This is a genomic window from Bradyrhizobium sp. MI1.3 (assembly GCF_055811695.1).
Map to the genome: position 1 here is coordinate 55,547 of NZ_JBVVPQ010000024.1, position 23,509 is coordinate 79,055.

Genomic DNA, 23,509 nt, shown 5'->3' on the forward strand with positions numbered 1-23,509 from the left:
GCCTCACAGCGTGAGATTCTCGGACGGCAGGCCTAGCGCCACACGTCCATAATTGGTCCCTGCCGCATCGAAATTGAACGCGAGATGCGAATTGATCGCGTGCGCATCGCGGAATTGCCGCTGCAACGCGCCCGTCGTGAACAGGCCTCGTGCTCCGCTCGCGGCAAACAGCATCGACACCGCATCCGTGCAGAAGTTTACTGAAAAAGCACCGTCGCGCCGATATCTGGTCTTGGTCGCCATATCGGGGATATGACCCCGCCGTGCATCCTCCATGGCATTCAGACAGGCCGAGCGCATGATCAAGCGTGCAGCGTCGATCTTCGCCGAGGCCTCGGCGATCTTGATTTGGGTGCTTTGAAAGTCGCTCAGCTTGGCGTGATTGTAGGTGGAAATGCGATGACGGACGACCTCCGCATAATCGTCGAGACACGCCTGCGCGTTCCCCAGCGCGACGCCGGACAGGACATAGGGAAACAGCGAGAACACGGGGAGGGCATACAGCGGGTTGGGATTGAGCTTGCTTCCCGGCGTCGGACCGCCGTCAAGATCGCCGACTGCAACCGTCATGTCCTCGGGCACGAAAGCGTCCCTGACTTCTACGTCGCAGGACCCTGTCCCGCGCAGACCCGCGACATTCCAGGTGTCGAGGACCTTGTAGTCGGCTTTCGGCAGCAGAAATATCCGATACTCGATGCCGTCTGCCTCGTCGTCGGAGTAGACCACGCTTGCCAGCATGTTCCACGCGCAAGAGGCAACGCCCGAGGAGAACGGCCAGCTGCCATGGAGCCGGTATCCGCCCTCGACTCTCGTGGCACGTCCGGCCGGAAAAATGAACGAGGACGCGATCAGCGTGTCCGGATCACGGCCCCAGACCAGATCCTGCGCCGTCGGCTCGAACATGCCGAGCATCCAGTGATGGCTCGCCAGATTGGCCAGATTCCATGCCACCGAGGCGTCTGCTTGTCCGAGCAGGTCCGCGCAATCGATCAAGGCGACATAATCGAGTTCTGCGCCGCCAATGCGCCTCGGCTGAAGCATCCGGAACAGGCCCGCGTCGTGCAGATCCTTCTCCGTTTCGGGCGGCAAATGCCGCAACTCTTCCGTCCGCGCCGCCCGCTCTCGCAGCCGTGGGACGAGCGCGCGGGCCTTCCCGATCATTGCCGCATGGGCAGGTTCATCGGATTGCACCGCCGCGGGCCGGCCCACGCTCGGCTCTTGACCAGGCGCCATTCGTATCCCTCACTTTACGCATTTATGCGGCGAGACCCTTGCCAAATCAAGCGGAGCCAGCGCCGTCTGGATATGGCCGCCCTGAACAGACGGCCCGGGAAGGATGCGATGCCGCGATGGTGGCGGCATCCCCAAAGCCGTGATCCGCCAGCCGTGCGAGGCCTCGCCTGTAGGATTACCCTCCAGGCTCAGCCCGACGTGGAGGGTTTGCCCGAGCCGAAGACGCCCTTTTGGGTGAACTGGGATATCCGACGCTCGTCGTAACCGAGCGTGTCACGCAAGACCTGCTCCGTATGCTCGCCCAGCAACGGAGCAGCCACAGGATCAATCGGGCCGGTCAAGCTCATGGCAATCGGCGGCTCGATGTTCGGGACCCACTCTGCCGTACGATGCGGAATCCGGTTCAAGCGATGGCGCTCTCGCGCCTCCGGTGCATTGAACCCCTCCTCGACCGTTCGGAGATAGCCGACCGGGATATTGGCCAGCTTCATCTTGGTCATCCAGTTCTCGAGAGTATCGCTCGCGAAGACCTCCGCGATGGCTGCCCGCAGAAGCTCCTTGTTCTCGGAACGCGCCTTGCGCGAGGCAAACTGCGGATCGGTGATCAGATCCGGCCGGTTCAGCACCTCAACAACCAGTCGGCGATAGAGCCGGTCGTTCGCGCAGGCCATGTAAAGCGGTCCATCGGACGCCTCGTACACGCCGACGGTAGGTGAGCCACTCGGCGAATTACCAAACCGACCGGGATTTTCGCCGTTGATCAGATAAGCCATGCCGTAGAAACCGGTCATGCCCATCGCGACGTCGAACAAGGCGACCTCGACATGCTGACCGCGACCGAGCCGATCCCGCGCCAACAGCGCCATCAGGATGGCATTGCAGGCAGACATCCCCGTCGCCATGTCCACGATCGGCGGGCCGGTGCGAACCGCCGGGCCATCGGCGAATCCGTTGAGCGACATGAAGCCGCTTTCCGCTTGCGTGATCGGATCAAATCCGGGACGCGAGGCAAACGGTCCGGTGCGCCCGTAGGCGGAGATCGAGCAATAGACCAGCCGCGGATTGAGCGGCGCAACCGTTTCATAGTCCAGCCCAAATTTCTTCATGACCCCGCTGGAAAAGTTCTCGACGACCACGTCGGCCTTGCGAATCAAATCCAGCGCGATCTCACGAGCCTCCGGCACAGTAAGGTCGAGCGTGATGCCACGCTTGTTGCGATTGAGGCTCAGATAGGCAGCACTCTCTCCACCAATCTCGGCGTGTTCATACGCACGCGTGTCGTCGCCGCCGTCCGGATTCTCGATCTTGATGACGTGCGCACCGAAATCAGCAAGCGTCTGCGTACAGGCCGGGCCAGCAACCACACGCGTGAAATCGACGACCAGCAGACCATCGAGCGCGGTAGGCGCGCCCGTCGCCCGCGACGAACGTTCCGGCAATTGAGGCTTGGTAGGCATCGACGGCGCTCCCTTACATCGGCTTATCGTTGCCGAATTCCCGCAGGAGCAAACTTAAAGCCCGACACCGCCGACTTCGCAAGTCCTTCGCCCGCATCGCTTCAATACGCAAAAAGGGCCCGGCAGCCGTCAAGCTGCCGGGCCCTTGAACGTTCCGTGTTGCGCTTCATCTCGCGCGAACCATTTGCGTTGCGTGAATCGCGTTCCGCACCACGGGAAACTTGGCCCACTCGTTCAGCGAAGCCGCTTTCGCCAGTAAAGCGTATGCGGCCAAGCCCAGAGCACATGGGGTTCGAAGAGCCGATAGCCCGCCCGGATGAAATTATTGGCAGACACCGGATTGTCCGTCGTATCCGAGACGATGCTGTCCCACCCGATACGCCGTGCCCTTGCCTCGATCACCCGCATCAGCCTGCACTGGAGGTCACGTCCCCGGTGCCGCTGCAACACACCGACCCTGGAGAAATAACCGCCATTTCGAATGTGCGTTGACGGCACGACACCGGCGAAGGCTACTGGCTCATCGCCGTGATAGGCAAGCCACCACGCCCCTAACTCGAATTGTGGCAAGGGAGCCGCATCGAAGAACGTCAACTGGTGAAGATCGGCCAATGTGTCGGCGATGTCGTCATCGGATGCATCGACGATGCGAATTCTGTACATGAGACAGCCCATTGGGGATGAAATGACGTGAGTGGAAGTGCAGAAATGTCGTGCCGATTGAGGCTCACTTGCCCAGCACGACCTTGACACCTAGCCAAACCGCGCCCATCAGCCCGGTGGCGAGCACCGTAATGACGGCCTTGAAGGTGTAGCTCTGCGCCTGCTCCACGCTCGTTCGCCATCGACGCAGGTGCTGAAAATCAGCCCTCAGTTCCTTTCGGTCGTCATCCTCGATTCCGAAAGACGCCAGCACCGATGCCACCGTCCTCAATACGATGGCATCGATGTTCGCCTGCTGAAGCCTGTGTTGCTCGGCCAGCGTCTCGGCAACGATCGCCCTGATTTCGTCATCCGCCATCTTCACCGCTTGATGATCCTCGCAACATTCTCGAAGCCGCGCTTGGCGAAGTAGAAGGAAACAACCAGATTGGCTGTGATCGCTGCAAAGCCCGCGAGGGCGTCGGTGGAACCAAAGCCGAGGACCTTGTCCCAAACCAGGAGTTTCGCGAAGTAAAGCGCGACGCAATAGCCCATCAATTTGTCCGGCTCCCACCAGTGCCCGATCTCCGCTCTCCGGAGACCGCAGCGGGGGGGGGGCCGCGCTCCCCGCCCCGCGCGCCCCTTTCGCTTGGCCGTGACGTCGCGCGCCGTAATTTCGGCTGCCCTGTTGCGGTCAAGACACAGGGCCACAAGCCCCGCACAAGCTTCGCGGGCTATCGTCGCCGTTACGACAGGTTGGGCCTTGACGCTTTTGCGCAGCCCAAAGGCATGACGCCGCCCTGCCGTACCGGTGCAAGTCCGGTATGTCCCCAACTCAATCCAATCTCCAAAGGGACATCAAAATGGGTTCTAGCCTCCTCACCAACTCGTCTGCAATGACCGCGCTGCAGACCCTTCGCAACGTCAGCTCGCAGCTCGCGACGACGCAGAACCGGATCTCAACCGGTATGCGTGTTTCGACCGCCTCAGACAACGCCGCCTATTGGTCGATCGCGACGTCGATGCGCTCCGACAACGCCGCGCTTTCCGCGGTTTCCGACTCGCTCGGTCTGTCGGCTGCGACCGTCGACACCGAATATACTGCTCTGACCTCGGTCATCGGCGACAAGGACTCCGGCCTGACCAAGCTCCAGGCGCTGCTGGTCGAAGCCAAGACCGCTGGTATCGACCGCACCAAGATCCAGGCTGACATCACCCAGATCCAGCAGGATATGAAGCTCAAGGCCAACTCGGCGACCTTCAACGGCATCAACTGGCTGAGCACGACCGCCACGACGCCGACGACCTTCAACCTGGTGTCGTCGTACTCGCGCGTCGGCGGTACGCCCACCATCGGCTCCATCACCGTGACGACCGCCAACTACTCGCTCTACACCTCGGCGCAGGGCGGCATTCTGGACACGGCCGGTTCGACCTCTCCGTCGATCGACACGATGAGCATCTCCGTGCTGACCGACTCGGCAGCTGACCAGACCACGCTCGACGGCTACATCGCGCAGGTCACCGCCGGCATCAACTCGGTGGCCTCGGCCGCCGCCAATCTCGGTGCCGTCAAGAACCGCCTCGCGACCAACACTGAGTTCGTCAAGACCCTGATGGACTCCGTGGACCGCGGTGTCGGCCAGCTCGTCGACGCCGACATGAACGCGGAATCGACCCGGCTTCAGGCGCTCCAGACCCAGCAGCAGCTCGGCGTTCAGGCGCTCTCGATCGCGAACCAGAACAGCCAGAGCATCCTGTCGCTGTTCCGCTAGGCCGCGGCTTCGAAAACGACCGTGCTCCTCAGGGAGCACGGTCTCCGCCATGAACGGCGGATCTGACGGCACACGACGTGCTCACATCGACCTCCTGACGCCACCTTCCAGGCAACACGCCGTCGCCGATCGCACCGCGATGCGACCGGCCGTCCGCTTGTTGCCGACGCGCGCGATTGCGTCACTCAGTCTCTTGTAAAATTGCAACGCCTCGCCTGCGAACCGACACATTCGTGGTCTCGCGCAACCTTCAGACAAGGTTGGCAGCAGAGTGTCCTCTACGTTCGCATTGGTATGAGGTCACATGCTGTTCAGTCGTGCGCAGATACAGCAACTGCTCAACAATCTGCTGGAGCTTGGGCCGCGACGCCTGATGGCCTTGGGATTGATCGGTTTCGCCGTTCTCGTCACCGTCGTGGGCGGCGCCTATTATCTGAGCCGGCCTGAATTCGAAACGCTCTATACGGGCCTTTCCCGCGAAGACGTGACGCGCATGGGTGCCGCGCTGCGCGAGCAAAACATTACCTTCGACGTCAACACCGCCGGCGACGCGGTCTCGGTGCGTCCGAGCCAGACCATGCAAGCGCGGATGCTGCTCGCCGAGAAGGGGCTGCCGACCAGCGCAAATTCCGGCTACGAGCTGTTCGACAAGATCGGGTCGCTGGGTTTGACCTCGTTCATGCAGGAGGTCACCAAGCTCCGGGCGCTGGAAGGCGAAATCGCCCGCACGGTGCAGTTGATGAAGGGCGTGAAGGCGGCGCGGGTGCATATCGTGATGCCGGTGCGGGGGTCGTTCCGCGCGACGCAGCAGCCGCCTTCGGCATCGGTCGTGCTGCGCACCGACGGCGCGATCGAGGCACGCACGGCGCAGTCGATCCGTCATCTCGTCGCGGCGGCCATTCCGGGCATGACTCGCGACAAGGTCACGGTGCTGGACGCCGACGGTTCGATGCTGCTTGCCGAAGAGGACGAGGCGACTGCTGCTCCGACCAAGATGGCGAGCCTGCAGAAGACGGTCGGCGGGATGGTGCAGGAGAACATCCGCAAGGCGCTGACGCCGTATCTTGGCCTCGACAATTTCGAAGTGAGCGTTGCATCGCAGCTCTCCACCGACAAGCGGCAGATCAACGAAACCGTCTACGATCCCGAAAGCCGCGCCGAGCGCTCGGTCCGGAATGTCCGCGAGAACGAGAAGTCACAGAACGCGGATCGTTCGCAGCCGACCACGGTGCAGCAGAATCTTCCCGACCAGCAGGTGAACGCCGGCGGCACCAAGAATTCCAGCGAGGACAAGACTCGCCGCGAGGACGTCACCAATTTCGAGGTCTCGTCGAAGACCACGACGACGGTGAGCGACGGCTATTCGGTGAAGAAGCTGTTCATTGCCGTGCTGGTGAACCGCGGACGGCTCATTGCCGACCTCGGCGACAAGAGCAACCAGGCCATCGTCGACAGCAAGCTCGCCGAGATCAGCCAACTCGCGGCCACGGCCGGCGGGCTGGACAAGGCGCGCGGCGACCAGATCCAGGTGACGGCCGTCGATTTCATCGAAGGCTCGCGCGAACTGGCGCCGGTGCCGCCCATCAGCTTCGTCGAGATGATCAACAAGCAGCTCGGCAGCGTCATCAACGCGGTCACGATCCTGGCCGTCGCTTCGATGCTGGTGTGGTTCGGACTTCGTCCTGCAGTCAACGGCATTTTGACCCATCGTGCGGCGCAGGAGCAGACCGAGGCCGCGGAAGCTGCCCAGCTCGAGGCGGCCGCCGGCGCCCTTGCATTGGCAGACAGCGAGGAGAGCGAGCTCAACCTGGTCGAAGACCTCGAAGGCAAGATGCAACGAACGCCGCAGAAGCGGTTGGAGCAGATCGTCCGTCTCGATCAGATGCAGGCGGCAGCGATCCTTAAAGACTGGATGCGACGCGAGGAGGCGGCATGAACGCGGCAATCGGAAAGCTCCTGACGCAGTTCGACGCGAACGGGCGGGTCAAATCGCCTCCGCCTCCACCGCCGCCCAAAATCCAGGATGTGCTGACGAGGCCGAAGGAAGCCCGGCGCGAGCCTCAGCCGCAGCCCCAGACCCATTCGCAGCCGCAGCTTCAGTCGCCGCCTCCGGCGCCGAAGGCGGAAGCCCCGGCGGCCAATCTCCTGGATGATGCCTTTCGGCGCGGGCATGCGGCCGGCGTCGCGGAGGGCGAGTCCAGGATCGCCGAGGAAAGAGTTCGCAGCGCGATCCGGCTCGGCGAAGAGCGGGCCAAGTGGTCCGACCAGCAGGCGGTGGCGGTCGTCAGCGGCTTCGAGACGGCTTGCCGCGAAATCGAGACCAACATCGCGAGCTCCGTTGCGCGGATATTGCTGCCGTTCCTCGCCGATGCGGTCCGCGACAAGGCGATCGGGTCGCTGGTCGAGCAGATTGCGGCGCTGACCGGCAATTCGCCGGTGCCGGTCTTCAAGGTCACCGGCCCGAGCGAACTGCTCGACCTGGTGAGGACGCAGCTCGGGACGGCGCGGCGAACCGGCATCGAGTATGAGGCCGCCGATACTTTCGAGGTTCGCGTCGTGGCCGACCAGACCGTGATCGAGACGCAGATCACAGCCTGGAGCGAGCGCCTGAAAGAGGCGCGCCGGTAGTCCGTCATGAATGAGGTCAAGTCAGAACTCGTCATCATCCGCCGGCGGAGCGCCTTCGACGACGAGAAACCGCACGGCGGCGTCTGGAAGATCGCCTATGCGGACTTCATGACAGCGATGATGGCGTTCTTCCTGGTGATGTGGCTGATCAATGCACTCAACCAGGATCAGAAGCAGGTGGTCGCGAGCTATTTCAATCCGATCAAGCTCGCGGAGAACGCACCTGCCCCGAAGGGACTCAAGGATCTCTCCAAGAAGGAGCCGTCGTCGTTCGACGGCCAGGACGGCAGGCGCCAGCCGGGAGGACCGAGCGAGGAACGTCGCGGTGACTCTCCGACGGCCGAGAAGCCGCCCTTCTACGAGGAGAAGGTCCTGTTCCGCGATCCCTATACGACGCTCGCCGAGATCGCCAGCAGTGCGAACCAGGCCTCGGGCCAGCGGCGCGCCGGCGCCCTGACGTCCGCCGAAGAGGATGGCCTCAAGGGAGGCGACGCCTACCGAGATCCGTTCGATCCCGGCTATTGGAAGCTTGCGCCGCAGGCGACCAAGGATGCCGATCGCATCATCGAGGGCGAACCCAAGCCCAAGCCAGAGCCCGAGTTCAAGTCGAATGCGTCCACGCGCGACACTGCGTCCGGGACAGGCCAGGGCGAGCCGCAGGCACGCCGAGCCAGGCAGGACGATGCCGGCGGAAGCGTGGCTCCGAACGGCGACGCGTCGTCCGGAAGCCTGTCGCCTCTGCTGCCGCCGGGGCCCGCGTCGTCGCTGTTCTCACGCGAAGGGAGCGCGCAGCCGGGTGCCCAAGCTGGTAATCAAGCCAATGCCGCCGCGCAGCCGCGTCCCAACGATGCGACGAAGGAATCCGAGCCGCGCGACGCGGTTCAGGCCCAGCAATTAACGGTCAAACAGCTTCAGTCGGCGATCGCGGATGCGCTGTCGGACGTCAAGGCCGGCGCGGGACCGGTGGCCGAGGTGCGTCAGGTCGAGGAAGGCCTGCTGATCAGCCTAACCGACGATGCGAACTTCGGCATGTTCGCGGTCGGCTCGGCTGAGCCGCGGCCCGAACTCATCCGTGTGATCGACAAAATCGGCCCGCTGCTGACAAAGCGTCCCGGCGTGATCATAGTCCGCGGCCACACCGACAATCGGCCGTACCGTTCGGAGACCTACGACAACTGGCGGCTGTCGACGGCCCGTGCGCAGATGGCCTATTACATGCTGGTCCGCTCCGGCGTCGATGCGCAGCGCATCGAGCATGTCGAGGGTTATGCCGATCGGCGGCCGAAGCTTCAAAACGATCCCGCGGCTGCGCAGAATCGCCGGATCGAGATCATGGTCCGGGAGAAGCGTCCTTGATCTGGCCTCTTCTCCGCGCCGCGCTGCTGATGCTGCTGCCGTTCACGGCGGCAGGCGCGTTCGCCGAGCCGGCACCGACGCCAGCCCCGGCGGCATCGACATCGAGCGAGCCGTATGAGCTCGTTCGGGCGTTGCAGACCGTGCAGGACGGCATCGCCAACGGCGATACCGCGGCGCACGGCAGCCACGGCGCATTGATCCGGCAGATCGGCGAAAAATTTCTCGCCGCCGATCCGGGCGTGTGGAGTAATTCGCAGAACGGCCAGGCCGCCGTCATCTATCTGCTCAGCGGCGGCGCACCGCAAATCATCCGCAAGCTGCCGCGAGACAAGCTGAACGTCGATGGACGGCTGTTCGATGGCGCGCTTGCCTATGTCGAGGGTCGTCAGGACGAAGCGCGCGAACTGCTCAAGGACGTCAAGCCGCGGACGATTCCGTCGGGCCTGGGCGGACAGCTCGCGCTGGTCCAGGGCGCGCTGTTCGCACGCGCCGAGGCATCGCTTGCAATCGAGCGTCTGGATGACGCGCGCCTGCTCTTGCCGGGCACATTGGTGGAGGAGGCAGCCCTGCGGCGAGAGATCTTGCTGGTCGGGCAAGCCGAGGATTTCGACAAGTTCGAGTTCCTGGCGCTGGCTTATATCCGGCACTACCACAACTCGGTCTATGCGGGGGACTTCTGGCAGCGTTTTTCCACGGGTCTGACGCAGTCGAGCCTCGCGCTCGACGAGCGTCGGTTTGCGCGGATCAGCACTTTGCTGGAGCAGATCGACCGCGCGAGCCGCCTCAAGCTCTATCTCGTGATCGCGCGCACCGCGATGGTGCGCGGAGGGCTGGCCGTGACCCGGCTTGCCGGCGAACGCGCGCTGGCACTCAGCGCCGATGCCTCGGCGGAGCGCGAGCGGGCGCATTTGTTTCGCGGCGTGTCGCGGGCGCTCACCGACGAATATGACGGCGGTTTCGCCGAGTTGAAGGCGCTCGACCGGTCGAAGCTGCCGGAGCGCGACATTCCCTTTCTCAATGCAACGGTGCAGCTCGCACTCGACGTTCGCAAGCCGTTCGCTGGCGGATCCGCCGCCGCAGCCGACAAGCCTCCGGTCACGCCGGCGCGTCTCGACCTCGCGTCGTCGACCGCAACGCTTGCTCGCGCGCAGAAGCAGCTCGGCGAGCTCGAACTCCTCACCAGGGATCGCCGTCCATGACGAAGCTCAGTGGAACCTCCGGACAGGTCTTTTCGGGTCTCGCCGAAAGCCTCAACATGCGGGGCACATCGCGCTCCGGCAAGAGCGCCGGGGCGAAAGCGCCGGCGGACTCGTCCTTCAACGATCTGCTGCACACCGTCTCGAATCTCGCGAAGCGGGCGCTCAACGACGGGGGCAGCGATACGGCCGTCAAAGCCGGAACGCTGCGGACGCGCCTGGCGCACCAGAGCGGGAAGGACAACGCGAGCGACGAGGAAGAGCCCGGATCCAGCGAGAATCTCACCGAGAAATCTTCCGACAAAAAGGTCGACAAACCCTCCGGGAAACATGGACTTCTCGATCATACCGAGCACACCGACGTCCAGGGCCGATCGAGCATTGCCGGGATCATCGGGCAGGAGAGCGTCGCCGGGCCGCAGGTCGTGATGCCGCAGATGCAAGCACCGGCCGGCGACAAGAAGGGTGCGTCCGGGCGCGACGAGCGGTCTGCCACGACGAAGCGCGACGTTCAGGCCATGGGCACGTCGAAGGCGACAGCCGAGCTCCCATCTCCGGTGGCTCCAGCCGCCGCGCATTCGCAGGCCGCGACTTCGCACGCCGGAGTTACCGACCAGGCGTCATCGCCGGAAAGCAGTGTGCCGCCGACGGCAACGGCACCCGGCTTCGAGGCCATCGCGGCCAATGTCGAGCGTGCCGCCAAGGCTTCGGCGCGGGATGCATTGCCCGGAACGACCAAGGTCACCGTGGTTCAGCAGGAGACCCATCTGCCGCCGGCGCAGTTCAACGCTCCGCAGCAGGTTGCCAACGCTGTCGTCGCCGAGCTGAAAGAAGCTCCGGCACCGACGGCGTCCGCAGCTCCAGATCTTACCACGTCCCAAGCCAATGCGCCGGATCAGCCGCTCAAGATCCTGACCATCAATCTCGAGCCGGCCGCGCTCGGCAATGTCACCGTGCGCCTTCGTCTCGTCGGCAACGAAGTGTCCGTCCACCTCGCCGCCGAGCGCAAGGACACGAGCCAGATGCTGGACCAGCAGCGCGATTCGATCCGCGACCTGATGCAGTCGGCGGGCTACGTCGCCGATGTTGCACCCGTCCAGCACGGCTCGCTGGATGGTTTCCAGAGCGGCTCCGGCCAATCGCAGCCGCAGCTTTCGGGCCAGCAACAGCCCTCGTCGCAGTCGCAAGGCACGTTCGACGGTACGAGTAATTCGTCGGGACAAGCGGACGGCGGCGCGAAGCAGGCCCGACAGGAGCGCCAGTCCAACCAGGAGACGCGTCATGACCAAGACGTGGCGCCGCAGACTCGTCGCGGCCCTGTTTATCTGTAACGCCGGCGCTGCGGCTGCAGCAACCGACAATTCGCGCCCGTGCGAGCGCGAGATGGCGCGTGCGTCCCGGCAGCACGGAATCCCGCTCGGCATTCTCTACGCGGTCGGCTTGACCGAGACCGGGCGGCGCGGCGCACTTTATCCTTACGCGCTCGGCGCCGAAGGACAGACCGTATTCGCCAAGGACATGAACGACGCGATCGCCAACTTCGAAGCCATGCGAGCCAAGGGGATCAAGCTGATCGACCTCGGCTGCATGCAGATCAACCATTACTATCATGGCGACAAATTCGTCTCGGTCCGGGCGATGTTCGATCCCGCTGGGAATGTCGACTACGCCGCGCGCTTCCTGAAAGAGCTGAAGCAGCGCGAGGGCAGTTGGACCATGGCAGTCGCCCGCTACAATGCAGGCCCCAACAACCAGCCGGCACAGAAGCGCTACGTCTGTCACATCGTCGCGCATCTCGTCTCAAGCGGCTTCGGCGCGTGGACCGACAAGGCGCGCTCGTTCTGTCAGCCCAAGACGGGCTGACGACATGAAGTTGTGCATGGCTCCTTACCATCAGCCCCGCGCAAGCAAACCCCATCATTGTAATTACAACCTACTTAAGGAGCCCAATCCATGAGCCTCTACGGCATTATGCGTACCGGTGTTTCCGGGATGGCCGCGCAATCCAACAAGCTGTCGACGGTTTCGGACAACATCGCGAACGTCAACACCACCGGCTACAAGCGGGCTTCGACGGAATTCTCCTCGCTGATCCTGAAGAGCGGTTCGGGCAATTACGATTCCGGCGCGGTCGAGACCACCGTCCGCTATGCCATCAGCGATGCCGGACATACGCAATTCACCACATCGAGCACGGACCTTGCCGTTCAAGGCAACGGCTTCTTCGTGGTATCGGACGCCACCAACACGCAGCAATTCCTGACGCGGGCCGGCTCGTTCGTCCCGGACAGCCAGGGCAATCTGGTCAATGCGGCCGGCTACTACCTCCTCGGCCAGCCGGGGAAGGTGACCAATTTCTCGCAGAACAGCCTGTCGGGAATGCAGATCGTGAACATCGCCCAGGTCTCGCAGGTGCCCGTGCCATCGACGGCGGGAACGCTCACCACCGGCAATCTGGATCCGACGGCAGCACCCATTGCCGGTCCGCCCGGCCCGGGCGCGTACTCGTCGAAAAGCTCGATCGTGACCTACGACAATATCGGCCAGGCCGTTAAGGTCGATCTCTATATGTCCCATACCGCGAATGTGCCGGGCGTGTCGGACACGTGGCAAATCCAAGCCTACGACTCGACGACGGGCGCCACGCTCGGCGCGACCGGCGCTTATACCTTCGACACGACGACGGCCGGAAAGGGCGCGCTGGCCGCAGCGAGCGCCACGACGCTTGCATTTCCGGTCACCAACGGCGCGACCGTGACCCTCGACTTGTCGAACATGACGCAGGTCGGCACCAACTTCAGCTTCAAGGCCACTGTCAACGGTAGCGTTCCGTCGGCCATCGATAAGGTCGACGTTGACCAGAACGGGTACGTGACCGCCGTGCTCAAGAATGGTCAGCAGCTGACGCTCTACACGCTCATGCTCGCCGACGTGGCGAGCCCCGATAATCTGACGCCCGAGCCGGGCAACGTCTATTCGACCAACCAGAATTCGGGCAACGCCCAGGCCGCGAATGCCGGCACCGGTGGGCTTGGCACGATCCAGTCTGACGCGCTGGAAGACTCCAACGTCGACCTCGCGGACGAGCTCACCGGGATGATCGAGGCACAGCGCGGCTTCACCGCGAACTCGAAATCGTTCCAGACCGGCGCCGACCTACTCGACGTCGTCGTCAACCTGAAGCGCTGAATCCTTCAGCGCTCATCCCGGCCAAGAGTAGACCATGTCCCTTACCGCTGCTCTCGACTCAGCTCGCGCATCGCTCATGGCGTCGGGCATCCAGTCGTCGACGATCTCGCGCAACATCGCCGGTGCCAGTGCCGCCGGCTATTCGCGCAAGATCGCCGTATTGGACACTCTCCCCGGGGCCGGCGTTTACGTGGCGGCGATCCAGCGCGCCGCCAGCTCGGGGCTCTACGACAATGTCTTGACCGCAACCTCGACGTCGGCCAAGCAGAGCGCGATCCTTGACGGTCTCCAGAAGATCGCATCTGCCACGGTGGACGATCCGGAACTCGACCAGTCGCCGACGGCGCAGCTCAATGCGCTGAAGAAGGCGCTGCAGCAATATGCCAACGCCCCGGACAACACCACGCTGGCGCAGGCAGCGGTGACGTCCGCCAAGGACATGGCGACTGCGCTCAATCAGGCGACTCTGACCGTGCAGTCGGCCCGTGAGGGCGCGGATGCCGACATGCAAACGTCGGTTCAAAACATCAATCGGCTGCTCTCCCAGTTCCAGACCGTCAATACCGCGATCGTGAAGGGGACGATCTCCGGCGACGACATCACGGACTACCTCGACCAGCGCGACAGCATCGTCTCGCAGCTGTCGCAGGAGGTCGGGGTCTCGATGTCGATCCGTCCCAACGGCGACGCGGCGCTCTATACCGACAGCGGCGTCGTGCTGTTCGACAAGATAGCGCGGACGGTGAGCTTTGCGCCGACGAACGCCTATACGGCCGGCACCACCGGCAATGCCGTCTATATCGACGGTGTTCCGGTGACCGGCGCCAATTCCGTGATGCCGCTCAAGTCCGGCAAGCTTGCTGGCCTGGCCCAGCTGCGCGACAATGACACGGTTACTTACCAGAGCCAGCTCGACGAAATCGCGCGCGGCCTGGTCGACGCCTTCAAGGAAAGTGACCAGTCGGCTGTTCCGACGCTGCCCGATGTCCCCGGTCTCTTCACCTACCCCGGCGCGCCGGCGATGCCGGCGAGCGCCACCGTCCTGGTGGGCCTCGCTGGCACGATCTCGGTCGCTGCATCGGTCGATCCGGCCCAGGGCGGCAATCCCAATCTGCTGCGCGATGGCGCGATCAGCGGCAACGTCGCCTACCAATACAATACCGCCGGCAACGGCGGCTACTCGGCGCGGCTGCAGCAGCTCATCGGCGCCATGGATGCGTCTCAGCCGTTCGATGCGACCACGCAAGGCAAGCCGAACGGCAGCTTGATCGACTTCGCGGCGTCGTCGACGAGCTGGATCGAAAACCAGCGCAAGACCGCGGACTCCAACGTCACCTACCAGAAAACGCTGCTCGACCGCAGCACCGCGGCGCTGTCGAACGTCAGCGGCGTCAACATGGACGACGAGATGTCGTTGATGCTTCAGGTCGAACGAACCTATTCGGCCTCGTCGAAGATCATCTCGACCGTCGACGAAATGTTGCAGAGCCTGCTGGCTGCCGTGGGAAATTAAGCCATGATGAGCGCGAACTACATCTCGACCTTGATGCTGTCGTCGTCGTTGAGGTCCTCGATCACCAACAATCAGGCCGCGTTGGCCAAGGCCTCGAAGGAAGCCACCACCGGCCGCTTCGCCGATGTTGGCCTCGAGCTTGGCGCCACGACGGGAGGAGACGTCACCCTGCGGGCGGATTTGAGCTTCGCCGATCAGCTCGTCGATACCAATGGGCTCGTCGCGGGGCGACTGGACATAACGCAGAGCCGGATCACCCAGCTTGGATCGACCGCGACGGACTTCCTCAAGGACCTGATCGCGGCTCGCAGCACCGACGGCGGCGGGCGGATCATCCTGCCGCCTGCGTCCTCCAACCTCCAGGATCTGATTGGCGCGCTGAACGTCTCCTATAACGGCTCGTCACTCTTTGCGGGCATCAACACGCAGAACACGCCGATCACGCCCTACACCGCGGGCTCGGCCAGCAAGAACCAGGTCGACGCCGACTTCTTTGCGACCTTCGGCTTCTCGCAATCATCGCCCAGCGTGAACACAATCACTCCTGGCCAGATGCAGACCTTCCTCGACACCACCTTCGATGCGGAGTTCGCGAGCCCGGCCTGGAACACCAATTGGTCTTCGGCGACCGACCAAGTCATGCAAAGCCGCATCTCCACGACCGAGATTGCCGATACCTCCGTCAGCGCCAATCAAACAGGTTTTCGCAAGCTCGCCGAGGCCTACACCATGATGGCGGATCTCGGAAACGCCAACCTGGATCAATCGACGTTCCAGGTCGTCGTGGACAAGGCCATCGGTCTTGTCGGAAACGCCATCACTGACCTTGCTACCCTTGGCGGCGACATCGGCACGGTCCAGCAGCGGATCACCTCCGCAACCGACAAGCTCAAGACGCAGCAGGATATTCTGAACAATCAGATCGTCGGTATAGAGAAGGTCGACCCGGCGGAAGCCTCCGTCAGGGTCAACACCTTGCAGACGCAGATCCAGACGGCACTTGCGCTCACCTCGCAGCTCCAGAAGATCAGCCTCATCAACTATCTCTGAGTCCAGCTCCTTCGTAAGGCGCGTAACCCTTGTCTTGTTGTTCGGTCTCCTGCGCAGAGTTGTCCTGATGACGTTTGAAGCCTATGAATCTGTCGTCGACGAGAGCGGCTATGAGGCGCGGGGCCGCGAGCGGCAGGCGCTCAGCCTCGGCATCGACCGGCTCGAGCGGATCCAGGAGGACCGCTTCAGCCTCGAGGATCTGATCGAGAGCCTGCTCTATGTGCGGCGGCTGTGGACGATCTTCATCGAGGATCTCGCACACCCGGAAAATGGACTTCCGGAGAAGCTGCGCGCCGACATCATCTCGATCGGGCTATGGGTGGTCAAGGAAGCCGACCGCCTTCGTGAAGAAAAGTCGAATGACGTGATCCAGCTCATCGAAATCAACCGCCTGATCCGAGACGCACTTTGATGAAGATATCCTTGCGTGCGGGCGAACGGGTCTACATCAACGGCGCGGTGCTGCGCGTGGACCGCAAGGTCTCCGTCGAGCTCGTCAACGACGTGATGTTCCTGCTCGAAGGGCAGATCATGCAGGCCTCCGACGCCACCACGGCGCTGCGGCAGCTCTATTTTATCGTCCAGCTCATGCTGATGAATCCGACCGACGTCCGGGATGCTTCGGCTCTCTACGGGCAGCATCACGCCGCTCTGCTCGCGGTGTGCGAGAGCCAGGAGATGCTGGTCGGGCTTGGCGCGGTCGACGACCTGGTCGGAGCGACCCGTTACTTCGAGGCGCTCAAGCGGATCCGGGCACTGTTTCCAGTGGAGCAGGCCATCCTGGCCGGCGCCACGATCGATTCCCCATTCGAGGCTGCCTGACAGGAGAACTACATGAACGTCACCAGCGCGACCGATAGCACCAGCAAGTCGTCCAGTTCGACCAGCTCGACGACGCCGAAGTCGAGCACCGGCGTCGACTACAACACGTTTCTTCAGCTCCTCATCGCGGAGATGAAAAACCAGGATCCGACCAATCCGATGGATACCTCGCAATATATGAGCCAGTTTGCGCAGCTCTCGTCGGTCGAGCAGGCGATGCAGACCAATACCAAGCTCGACGCTCTGCTGTCTTCGCAGTCGCTGTCGCAGGCCGACGGGCTGATCGGAAAGACCGTCAGCTTCACGGACGCGACCGGAGCGAGCTTCAGCGGCAAGGTCGCTTCGATCTCCATCAACAGCGACGGCTCCGTCGCGACGCTCGAGAACGGCACGAAAGTCGCGATCGGCCCCGGTCTCACGATCAGCCAGTCATGAACGAACGGGATGCTCTCGACATCGTCCAGGCGGCGATCTGGACCATCATCGTCGCCTCCGGGCCTGCCGTCGGTGCCGCGATGCTGGTCGGCACCATCATCGCGCTGATCCAGGCGCTGACCCAGATCCAGGAGGTGACGCTGACCTTCGTTCCGAAGATCATCGTCATTCTCGTGGTCGTTGCCGTCTCCGGTTCCTTCATCGGAGCCCATCTCTCCACCTTCACCGAGATGGTCTATTCGCACATCGAGCACGGCTTCTGATCCGGACGGTCCCGGCCGCCTCTGCCGCCCCTGCCACCACCACCCCCGCGTAAGCTTTGCACGGCAGATTACGGGCCGGATCCTCTGCCGGTGACCCATGTCCGATACGTTAGCCGCTAGCCTGCCGACCCCGCGACGATTGGGCGCCGATGCCTTTTTCGCAGGCGGCATCGTGGCCATGCTCACGATCCTGTTCCTGCCCATACCGCCGATCCTGATCGATCTCGGCCTCGCGTTCTCGATCGCGCTCTCGGCACTGATCCTGATGGTCGCACTGTGGATCCAGCGGCCGCTTGATTTTTCTGCCTTCCCGACCGTGCTCCTGATCGCGACGATCCTGCGGCTTGCGCTCAACGTCGCAACGACCCGTCTCATCCTGTCGCGCGGCGGGGAGGGGGAAAACGCCGCGGGCCATGTCGTTGCCGGTTTCTCGAAGTTCGTCATGGGCGGCGACTTCGTCATCGGCCTGATCATTTTCGCGATTCTGGTCACGGTGAACTTCGTCGTGATCACCAAGGGCGCGACGCGTATCGCCGAAGTCGGCGCCCGTTTCACTCTGGATGCCATCCCCGGCAAGCAGATGGCGATCGACGCGGATCTGTCCGCGGGCCTGATCGACGACAAGGAAGCCCAGCGCCGGCGCCGCGAGCTGGAAGAGGAGAGCGCGTTCTTCGGCGCCATGGACGGTGCCTCGAAATTCGTTCGCGGCGACGCCGTCGCCGGTTTGATCATCACCGCGATCAACATTTTCGGCGGTATCATCATCGGCGTGACGCATCACGGGTTGACGCTGGCACGCGCCGCCGACGTCTACACCAAGCTGTCCGTGGGCGACGGTCTGGTAACGCAGATGCCGGCGCTGATCGTGTCCCTGTCGGCGGGCCTGCTCGTCTCGAAGGGCGGCACCCGGGGTTCGGCCGAGCAGGCCGTGTTGCGGCAGCTCGGCGGCTATCCGCGCGCGGTGTCGGCCGCCGCGTTGATGATGTTCGTGCTCGCCTTGATGCCGGGGCTGCCGACGGCGCCCTTCCTGCTGCTCGGCGGCGTCATGGCCTTCGTCGGGTATTCGCTGCCGAGGCGGCAGGCAGCCCTGAAGCAGAAGGAAGATGCGCGCAAGGCCGACGAACGCGCCCAGGTCGATGCCAAGGAATCCGTCAAGGAATCGCTCAAGACCGCGGAGATCGAGCTGGCGCTCGGCGGTCACCTCTCGGTGCATCTGCTGGGCTCGCGCAACGAACTGGCGCATCGCGTGGCCAAGATCCGCAAGAAGTTCGCCAAGCAGTACGGCTTCGTGGTTCCCGAGATCAAGCTCACCGACAATCTGTCGATCGATCCCAAGGGATACCAGATCCGGATCCACGACACCCGCGTCGCCCAGGGCGAGCTCCGGCTCGGAGAAGTGCTGGTCCTCGTCGACAAGGACGGCAAGCCCGACGTTCCCGGCGAAGAGGTGATCGAGCCGGCCTTCGGCATGAAGGCGCTGTGGGTGACGGACGCGTTCACCGACGAGGTCAAGCGTCAGGGCTGCAAGCCGGTCGACAATCTGTCGGTGCTGCTCACGCATCTGAGCGAAGTGATCAGGGCCAACCTCGCCCAGCTGCTGTCCTACAAGGACATGCGCGGCCTGCTCGACCGGCTCGATCCCGAATACAAGCGCCTGGTCGAGGATCTCTGCCCGTCGCAGATATCGTATTCGGGGCTGCTGGCGATCCTGAAGATCCTGCTGGCCGAGCGCGTGTCGATCCGCAACCTGCATCTGATCCTCGAAGCCATCGCCGAGATCGCGCCTCATGTGCGGCGCTCCGAGCAGGTGGCAGAGCATGTGCGTACGCGTCTTGCCCAGCAGATTTGCGGCGATCTCTCCGACAACGGCGTGCTCAACGTCGTCCGTCTCGGCAACCGCTGGGATCTCGCGTTCCACCAGAGCTTGAAGCGCGACGCCAAGGGCGACGTCGTCGAATTCGACGCCGATCCGCGCCTGATCGAGCAGTTCGCGACCGAAGCCAGCGCCGCGATCCGCAAGTTCACCGAGAACGGCACCAGCGTGGTGCTGGCCGTGACCCCGGAAGCGCGTCCCTACGTCCGGATGATCCTGGAGCGGGTCTTTCCGACACTGCCGATCCTGTCGCATGTCGAAGTCGCGCGCAGCACCGAAATCAGGGCCCTCGGAGCCATATCGTGATCAGCGGCCTCACCGACAGCGTGCTGGTGACGTTCATCGTGTTCTGCCGCATCGGTGCCTGCCTGATGCTGGTCCCCGGCTATTCCAGCGTCAATGTTCCGGCCCAGGTCCGCTTGTTCGTTGCGCTGGTGACGACGTTCGCACTGACGCCGATCCTGGCCGCCGTCCTGAAACCTCTCACGGACAACGCGGCGCCGCTGACGCTCGCGCTCCTGATCTGCTCCGAACTCGTGGTCGGTGCCGTCATCGGGCTCGGCGGTCGCGTGTTCTTTCTCGCACTCCAGACCATGGCCACCGTGATGGCCAGCGCGATCGGGCTGAGCAACATCCCGGGGACGCCGGTCGGCGACACCGATCCGGCGCCGGCCCTGGTGCCGCTGATCATGACGTCGGTCACGACGCTGTTCTTCATGACCGACCAGCACTGGCAGGTCCTGCGCGGGCTGATGAACTCCTACGACGTCTGGCATCCCGGCGACCGGCTCGGCGGCAGCATGCCGCTCGACCAGCTCGTCGGCCGGCTATCGGAGGCATTCGTGCTGACGCTGCGGATCGCCAGCCCTTTCATCGTCTATTCGGTCGTCGTCAACCTGGCGGTCGGCCTGATCAACAAGCTGACGCCGGCGATTCCGGTCTATTTCATCTCGGTGCCCTTCGTGCTGTTCGGCGGCTTCCTGCTGCTCTACCTCACCAGCGACGAGCTCCTGAGGCAATTCATGCTCGGCGTCTCATCGTGGCTGGCGGAGTAATCGCCATGACGTCGCGCGCGGACAAGCTCGGCCGGATGGTCTCGCTCGTGAAGCTCCAGCTCCGGTTGTCAGAGTGGCAGCTCGCGCAGCTGCGGCAGCAGGAGCGCAGCTTGCAGGACGTACAGGAATGGCTGGTCGGAACTCTCAACGAGGGGAAGCCGCCGGCGGGATCATCGAGCGAATCGATCGCGCGGCGCCTGACCAGAACCAGCGTCGGCGCGCGCGCGATTCAGGCCCAGGCCTCGCAGCAGCTCGACCAGGTTCGCGCGGAGAGCCGCCGTGTGAAGCAGTTCGAGCAGGTCGCGAAGGCGGCGCTCGCGGACAAGCTTCGCGACGTCGAGAAGCGATCGCTCGAGGAGATGACGGGAACAAGCCTCACCGTGCGCGAGTGGACGCCACGGCCAGCCAATCGGACCAAGACATGATCGTGACCGCGACACCCGACCTCGTTCTCGACGTCCTCGACGCCGCCGATCCCGTGACGCAGCGCGCGGCCACAGCGAAGCTCGACGCGCTCAAATCATCGGACACGGATTTCGCCGCCACGATGGATGCGGAGGTCGGCAAGGCCAAGGCGGCGGCTGCCGATCAATCCGCGACGAAGCTTTCGGAACCGCAGTCGGGTGCGGTGAACGGAGCGCCGGTGCAGGTGATCAAGGCGCCGGCATCCGGCGAGGTGTACCGCAAGTTCGAGGCCTTCATCCTCCAGACCTTCGTCGAGACGATGTTGCCGAAGGAGTCGGAGGAGGTCTTTGGAAAAGGCACGGCCGGCGGCGTCTGGAAGTCGATGCTGGCGGAGCAACTTGGTGCTCAGCTGGCAAAGGGCAAGGGCATTGGCATTGCCAAGCAGCTCGCCGCCGCGCATCCGGCGGGGCCGGATGCTACGGGCAAGGCCGGATGACGATCCGGGAATGGATGACAGAAGTTGAAGGGTGACTTTCCTATGCAGGCACAAGAAGGCGCGGCGGCCATGGTGATGGAACAGCCGGCCGTGGACACCGAGGCGACGACGATGGCAGCCGTGTCGGGCGATGGGCTGTTGCCCGTCCTGCTGCCGAATGTCGGTGGTGAGGTGGCGAACGACGGTGCGGACCCGGCGAGATCGGACGAGGTACGCGGCCTGTTAGCCGCGATCCGCCGGCTCGAAGCCATCGTCGAAGAGGAGACGGCAGCGCTCGCGACGGGCAAGAAAATCGACTTCGACGAGTTCAGCGCCCGGAAGAGCCGGAGCATGCTGGAATTCGTCCGCCTGATGCGGGCACGAATGCACCTCGGCGGCGAGGTCGAGATCACTGAGGAGATCCAGCGGCTGCGCGAGAAGCTCGAGCGAAACCGTTCCATCCTCGAAATGCATTACGATGCGGTGCGCGAGGTCGCGACCATCATAGTCAAGGCCATCAAGGACGCCGAGTCGGACGGCACCTATACCGGTCGCGCAGCACAGGACGGAAAATGATCAGACTCGTGCTAGCCGGGCTCTGGGTATGCATCCTCACCGCGGGAACGAGCTACGCCGTGGCCTATTGGAAGGAAAATGGCAGCCTGCTGCCGGCAAAGGACGAATACCTTGACGGGCTGCAGTACCAGAAGACGCGGGCGCTGAGCGTGCCCATGGTCGAGGGTGGCAACGTTCAGGGCTACATCGTCGCGCGCTTTGTCTACACCGTTGAGGCGCGAACCATGCACCAGCTCAACGTGCCGCCCGAGCCGTTCGTCGTCGATGAAGCCTTCCGCAGGATCTATGCCGACGACCGCCTCGATTTCAGAAAACTCGCTCGTTACGACCTCTCCATCCTCACGACGGCCATCAAGCAGCGTGTCAACGAGCGAATGCAGGCCGAAGTCGTCCAGGACGTCCTTGTCGAGGACTTCAATTACGTGTCGAAGGAAGAATTCCAGCAGAAGCCCTAGGGCATTATCGGTTCTGATTGAATCGGAAGCGAGCCTCTAGAATTATACTTAGACGCGAGCCGCAGCGCCGGTACTGCCGCGGCTCTGTTCGCCGTTGACGTCGCCGAAACTATAACGGCCTCTGCGAAGATGGTTCGCAGAGGCCGTTATCGGTTGCGTGGCAGCGCCCTGCCGATCAGTTTCCGGCTGGATACGCCACTGGGGCGGTATGCGCCCTGTTCAGCAGGATGCCGACCTCGTCGAGCTCCTGCATCGGCACGTCGATGGTTTCGCCGGCCGGGATGTCGAGGCGGTACCCGACGTAACGGCGGGCCACGATCGCATCGAAGCCGAGGCGGTCGCGGAGTTTCTTGCGCAGCTTGCTGACGTGGCTCTCGATCACGCTCTCGTCGAACGTCGCTTCGAAGATGCCGTAGACCGCGTTGAAGATCTGCGTCTTGGTGACCCACTTGCCGTGGTTGCTGACCATATATTCGAGAATGCGCAGTTCGCGGCGGGGCAGGGTGAGAGCGTGGCCAGCTATCTCGGGGTCACGTCCGTTGAAGAAGACCTGGATCCTGGTCTCGCAGGGCCGCGGCAGTTCCCCGACCCGGCGGCGCGCAATCGCGGCCGTTCGGGCGAGGATCTCGCGGAGGTGAATCGGCACGTGGACGACGTCGTCGACGCCCGATTCGAAGAGCTCCAGCGTGTTCTTGAGCATCTTCTGGCCGCTCATGGCGATGATGGGAGCCGAGGAGCGCTTGCGCATCGCCCGCGGCAGGCTTCCGCGGGTGTCGCAATCCCCGAGGAGGAAGGCGTCCACCGCGGCCAGATCCGATTCACTCGCAGATTGCAGCCAGTCCCAGAATTCTCCGGAGGAGAAGCCGATCGACGATACACCTTCGCGAACGAGCCCTCCGACATAGCTGTTCGTGACGCTCTCGCGATCATCAACGATAATATACATCAGTTTTTCGCCCCTGTTTCGCACTTGTTACGGCCGGTTGGTTGTTGTGATGCCCGGCTCGGCAACTGTGCTGTTTGACGATATTCCTTCCCGCGAACCGTTATTATGGTTTCGATATTCGCGGGCAGCCCTACGCATTCAGTGCCTGCGTCTCGCAGGCCTGCT

At 63.4% G+C, this 23,509-nt stretch carries 26 protein-coding genes; 20 read left to right on the forward strand and 6 right to left on the reverse strand.

Annotated features, from left to right (window positions below):
• Positions 1-3: 3 nt before the first annotated feature.
• From AC0L3A_RS19180 to AC0L3A_RS19200, 5 genes are all read right to left on the reverse strand, one after another.
• Entirely contained in the window at positions 4-1,233 is a 1,230-nt protein-coding gene (locus AC0L3A_RS19180) for an acyl-CoA dehydrogenase family protein (RefSeq protein ID WP_473254993.1), read from the reverse strand.
• Positions 1,234-1,421: 188 nt separating this feature from the next.
• Positions 1,422-2,690: a CaiB/BaiF CoA transferase family protein gene (locus tag AC0L3A_RS19185; RefSeq protein WP_473254994.1), complete on the reverse strand. Its 1,269-nt coding sequence runs from the start codon at positions 2,688-2,690 to the stop codon at positions 1,422-1,424.
• 234 nt (positions 2,691-2,924) lie between these two features.
• Positions 2,925-3,353 carry a GNAT family N-acetyltransferase gene (locus AC0L3A_RS19190; protein ID WP_473254995.1) on the reverse strand — a complete coding sequence of 143 codons (429 nt, stop codon included), beginning with the start codon at positions 3,351-3,353 and terminating at the stop codon, positions 2,925-2,927.
• Positions 3,354-3,417: 64 nt separating this feature from the next.
• Entirely contained in the window at positions 3,418-3,717 is a 300-nt protein-coding gene (locus tag AC0L3A_RS19195) for a hypothetical protein (protein WP_473254996.1), read from the reverse strand.
• Positions 3,714-3,887: a hypothetical protein gene (locus AC0L3A_RS19200; protein ID WP_247326324.1), complete on the reverse strand. Its 174-nt coding sequence runs from the start codon at positions 3,885-3,887 to the stop codon at positions 3,714-3,716. Before AC0L3A_RS19200 ends, AC0L3A_RS19195 begins: the two co-directional genes overlap by 4 nt.
• A 308-nt stretch (positions 3,888-4,195) precedes the next feature.
• Here AC0L3A_RS19200 and AC0L3A_RS19205 point away from each other — a divergent pair, with 308 nt between their 5' ends.
• From AC0L3A_RS19205 to AC0L3A_RS19300, 20 genes are all read left to right on the forward strand, one after another.
• Positions 4,196-5,107 (forward strand): flagellin N-terminal helical domain-containing protein, encoded by a 912-nt coding sequence (locus AC0L3A_RS19205; protein ID WP_007595875.1) that lies wholly within the window; start codon positions 4,196-4,198, stop codon positions 5,105-5,107.
• A 304-nt stretch (positions 5,108-5,411) separates the two neighbouring features.
• A complete protein-coding gene (gene fliF, locus AC0L3A_RS19210; protein WP_007595874.1) occupies positions 5,412-7,043 on the forward strand; it encodes a flagellar basal-body MS-ring/collar protein FliF in 1,632 nt (543 codons plus the stop codon).
• The gene (locus AC0L3A_RS19215; RefSeq protein WP_219681279.1) at positions 7,040-7,735 is read left to right on the forward strand and encodes a hypothetical protein; all 696 of its coding nucleotides are present in this window, start codon (positions 7,040-7,042) and stop codon (positions 7,733-7,735) included. The genes fliF and AC0L3A_RS19215 overlap by 4 nt, the downstream gene beginning before the upstream one ends.
• A gap of 6 nt (positions 7,736-7,741) precedes the next feature.
• A complete protein-coding gene (locus AC0L3A_RS19220; protein ID WP_219681277.1) occupies positions 7,742-9,091 on the forward strand; it encodes a MotB family protein in 1,350 nt (449 codons plus the stop codon).
• Positions 9,088-10,290 carry a chemotaxis protein gene (locus AC0L3A_RS19225; RefSeq protein WP_473254997.1) on the forward strand — a complete coding sequence of 401 codons (1,203 nt, stop codon included), beginning with the start codon at positions 9,088-9,090 and terminating at the stop codon, positions 10,288-10,290. Before AC0L3A_RS19220 ends, AC0L3A_RS19225 begins: the two co-directional genes overlap by 4 nt.
• A complete protein-coding gene (fliK, locus tag AC0L3A_RS19230) occupies positions 10,287-11,618 on the forward strand; it encodes a flagellar hook-length control protein FliK (protein WP_473254999.1) in 1,332 nt (443 codons plus the stop codon). Before AC0L3A_RS19225 ends, fliK begins: the two co-directional genes overlap by 4 nt.
• Entirely contained in the window at positions 11,569-12,150 is a 582-nt protein-coding gene (locus tag AC0L3A_RS19235) for a transglycosylase SLT domain-containing protein (protein WP_473255000.1), read from the forward strand. Before fliK ends, AC0L3A_RS19235 begins: the two co-directional genes overlap by 50 nt.
• A gap of 90 nt (positions 12,151-12,240) precedes the next feature.
• A complete protein-coding gene (locus tag AC0L3A_RS19240) occupies positions 12,241-13,476 on the forward strand; it encodes a flagellar hook protein FlgE (RefSeq protein WP_354127238.1) in 1,236 nt (411 codons plus the stop codon).
• Between the two features lie 34 nt (positions 13,477-13,510).
• The gene (flgK, locus tag AC0L3A_RS19245) at positions 13,511-14,989 is read left to right on the forward strand and encodes a flagellar hook-associated protein FlgK (protein ID WP_473255001.1); all 1,479 of its coding nucleotides are present in this window, start codon (positions 13,511-13,513) and stop codon (positions 14,987-14,989) included.
• A gap of 3 nt (positions 14,990-14,992) precedes the next feature.
• Complete coding sequence (locus tag AC0L3A_RS19250) at positions 14,993-16,039, forward strand: flagellar hook-associated family protein (RefSeq protein ID WP_473255002.1); 1,047 nt, start codon at positions 14,993-14,995, stop codon at positions 16,037-16,039.
• A 67-nt stretch (positions 16,040-16,106) separates the two neighbouring features.
• Positions 16,107-16,451: a flagellar biosynthesis regulator FlaF gene (gene flaF, locus AC0L3A_RS19255; RefSeq protein ID WP_473255003.1), complete on the forward strand. Its 345-nt coding sequence runs from the start codon at positions 16,107-16,109 to the stop codon at positions 16,449-16,451.
• Positions 16,451-16,861 (forward strand): flagellar biosynthesis repressor FlbT, encoded by a 411-nt coding sequence (gene flbT, locus AC0L3A_RS19260; RefSeq protein WP_018453980.1) that lies wholly within the window; start codon positions 16,451-16,453, stop codon positions 16,859-16,861. The genes flaF and flbT overlap by 1 nt, the downstream gene beginning before the upstream one ends.
• Before the next feature lie 12 nt (positions 16,862-16,873).
• Positions 16,874-17,296, forward strand: coding sequence for a flagellar hook assembly protein FlgD (gene flgD / locus AC0L3A_RS19265; protein ID WP_007595852.1), 423 nt, complete (start codon positions 16,874-16,876; stop codon positions 17,294-17,296).
• Positions 17,293-17,559: a flagellar biosynthesis protein FliQ gene (gene fliQ / locus AC0L3A_RS19270; RefSeq protein ID WP_007595851.1), complete on the forward strand. Its 267-nt coding sequence runs from the start codon at positions 17,293-17,295 to the stop codon at positions 17,557-17,559. The genes flgD and fliQ overlap by 4 nt, the downstream gene beginning before the upstream one ends.
• Before the next feature lie 97 nt (positions 17,560-17,656).
• Positions 17,657-19,738 carry a flagellar biosynthesis protein FlhA gene (gene flhA, locus AC0L3A_RS19275; protein WP_007595850.1) on the forward strand — a complete coding sequence of 694 codons (2,082 nt, stop codon included), beginning with the start codon at positions 17,657-17,659 and terminating at the stop codon, positions 19,736-19,738.
• The gene (gene fliR / locus AC0L3A_RS19280) at positions 19,735-20,487 is read left to right on the forward strand and encodes a flagellar biosynthesis protein FliR (protein WP_219681265.1); all 753 of its coding nucleotides are present in this window, start codon (positions 19,735-19,737) and stop codon (positions 20,485-20,487) included. Before flhA ends, fliR begins: the two co-directional genes overlap by 4 nt.
• Before the next feature lie 5 nt (positions 20,488-20,492).
• Positions 20,493-20,912 carry a hypothetical protein gene (locus AC0L3A_RS19285; RefSeq protein WP_473255004.1) on the forward strand — a complete coding sequence of 140 codons (420 nt, stop codon included), beginning with the start codon at positions 20,493-20,495 and terminating at the stop codon, positions 20,910-20,912.
• On the forward strand, positions 20,909-21,388 hold the full coding sequence (locus AC0L3A_RS19290) for a rod-binding protein (RefSeq protein ID WP_219681263.1): 480 nt from the start codon (positions 20,909-20,911) through the stop codon (positions 21,386-21,388). Before AC0L3A_RS19285 ends, AC0L3A_RS19290 begins: the two co-directional genes overlap by 4 nt.
• A 42-nt stretch (positions 21,389-21,430) precedes the next feature.
• Positions 21,431-21,943, forward strand: coding sequence for a flagellar biosynthesis protein FlgN (locus AC0L3A_RS19295; protein ID WP_088940978.1), 513 nt, complete (start codon positions 21,431-21,433; stop codon positions 21,941-21,943).
• Positions 21,940-22,398, forward strand: a complete 459-nt coding sequence (locus AC0L3A_RS19300; RefSeq protein ID WP_007595846.1) for a hypothetical protein — start codon at positions 21,940-21,942, stop codon at positions 22,396-22,398. Before AC0L3A_RS19295 ends, AC0L3A_RS19300 begins: the two co-directional genes overlap by 4 nt.
• A 175-nt stretch (positions 22,399-22,573) precedes the next feature.
• On the opposite strand, the gene AC0L3A_RS19305 is transcribed toward AC0L3A_RS19300, so the two are convergent.
• Positions 22,574-23,344, reverse strand: coding sequence for a response regulator transcription factor (locus tag AC0L3A_RS19305; protein WP_007595845.1), 771 nt, complete (start codon positions 23,342-23,344; stop codon positions 22,574-22,576).
• Positions 23,345-23,509: the final 165 nt, after the last annotated feature.

What these genes read in the sequence shown, in the direction of transcription:
- AC0L3A_RS19180 (WP_473254993.1), bottom strand. Translation starts at nt 1,233, where the DNA reads ATGGCGCCTGGTCAAGAGCCGAGCGTGGGCCGGCCCGCGGCGGTGCAA.
- AC0L3A_RS19185 (WP_473254994.1), bottom strand. Translation starts at nt 2,690, where the DNA reads ATGCCTACCAAGCCTCAATTGCCGGAACGTTCGTCGCGGGCGACGGGC.
- AC0L3A_RS19190 (WP_473254995.1), bottom strand. Translation starts at nt 3,353, where the DNA reads ATGTACAGAATTCGCATCGTCGATGCATCCGATGACGACATCGCCGAC.
- AC0L3A_RS19200 (WP_247326324.1), bottom strand. Translation starts at nt 3,887, where the DNA reads ATGGGCTATTGCGTCGCGCTTTACTTCGCGAAACTCCTGGTTTGGGAC.
- AC0L3A_RS19205 (WP_007595875.1), top strand. Translation starts at nt 4,196, where the DNA reads ATGGGTTCTAGCCTCCTCACCAACTCGTCTGCAATGACCGCGCTGCAG.
- fliF (WP_007595874.1), top strand. Translation starts at nt 5,412, where the DNA reads ATGCTGTTCAGTCGTGCGCAGATACAGCAACTGCTCAACAATCTGCTG.
- AC0L3A_RS19215 (WP_219681279.1), top strand. Translation starts at nt 7,040, where the DNA reads ATGAACGCGGCAATCGGAAAGCTCCTGACGCAGTTCGACGCGAACGGG.
- AC0L3A_RS19220 (WP_219681277.1), top strand. Translation starts at nt 7,742, where the DNA reads ATGAATGAGGTCAAGTCAGAACTCGTCATCATCCGCCGGCGGAGCGCC.
- fliK (WP_473254999.1), top strand. Translation starts at nt 10,287, where the DNA reads ATGACGAAGCTCAGTGGAACCTCCGGACAGGTCTTTTCGGGTCTCGCC.
- AC0L3A_RS19235 (WP_473255000.1), top strand. Translation starts at nt 11,569, where the DNA reads ATGACCAAGACGTGGCGCCGCAGACTCGTCGCGGCCCTGTTTATCTGT.
- AC0L3A_RS19240 (WP_354127238.1), top strand. Translation starts at nt 12,241, where the DNA reads ATGAGCCTCTACGGCATTATGCGTACCGGTGTTTCCGGGATGGCCGCG.
- flgK (WP_473255001.1), top strand. Translation starts at nt 13,511, where the DNA reads ATGTCCCTTACCGCTGCTCTCGACTCAGCTCGCGCATCGCTCATGGCG.
- AC0L3A_RS19250 (WP_473255002.1), top strand. Translation starts at nt 14,993, where the DNA reads ATGATGAGCGCGAACTACATCTCGACCTTGATGCTGTCGTCGTCGTTG.
- flaF (WP_473255003.1), top strand. Translation starts at nt 16,107, where the DNA reads ATGACGTTTGAAGCCTATGAATCTGTCGTCGACGAGAGCGGCTATGAG.
- flbT (WP_018453980.1), top strand. Translation starts at nt 16,451, where the DNA reads ATGAAGATATCCTTGCGTGCGGGCGAACGGGTCTACATCAACGGCGCG.
- flgD (WP_007595852.1), top strand. Translation starts at nt 16,874, where the DNA reads ATGAACGTCACCAGCGCGACCGATAGCACCAGCAAGTCGTCCAGTTCG.
- fliQ (WP_007595851.1), top strand. Translation starts at nt 17,293, where the DNA reads ATGAACGAACGGGATGCTCTCGACATCGTCCAGGCGGCGATCTGGACC.
- flhA (WP_007595850.1), top strand. Translation starts at nt 17,657, where the DNA reads ATGTCCGATACGTTAGCCGCTAGCCTGCCGACCCCGCGACGATTGGGC.
- AC0L3A_RS19285 (WP_473255004.1), top strand. Translation starts at nt 20,493, where the DNA reads ATGACGTCGCGCGCGGACAAGCTCGGCCGGATGGTCTCGCTCGTGAAG.
- AC0L3A_RS19290 (WP_219681263.1), top strand. Translation starts at nt 20,909, where the DNA reads ATGATCGTGACCGCGACACCCGACCTCGTTCTCGACGTCCTCGACGCC.
- AC0L3A_RS19295 (WP_088940978.1), top strand. Translation starts at nt 21,431, where the DNA reads ATGCAGGCACAAGAAGGCGCGGCGGCCATGGTGATGGAACAGCCGGCC.
- AC0L3A_RS19300 (WP_007595846.1), top strand. Translation starts at nt 21,940, where the DNA reads ATGATCAGACTCGTGCTAGCCGGGCTCTGGGTATGCATCCTCACCGCG.
- AC0L3A_RS19305 (WP_007595845.1), bottom strand. Translation starts at nt 23,344, where the DNA reads ATGTATATTATCGTTGATGATCGCGAGAGCGTCACGAACAGCTATGTC.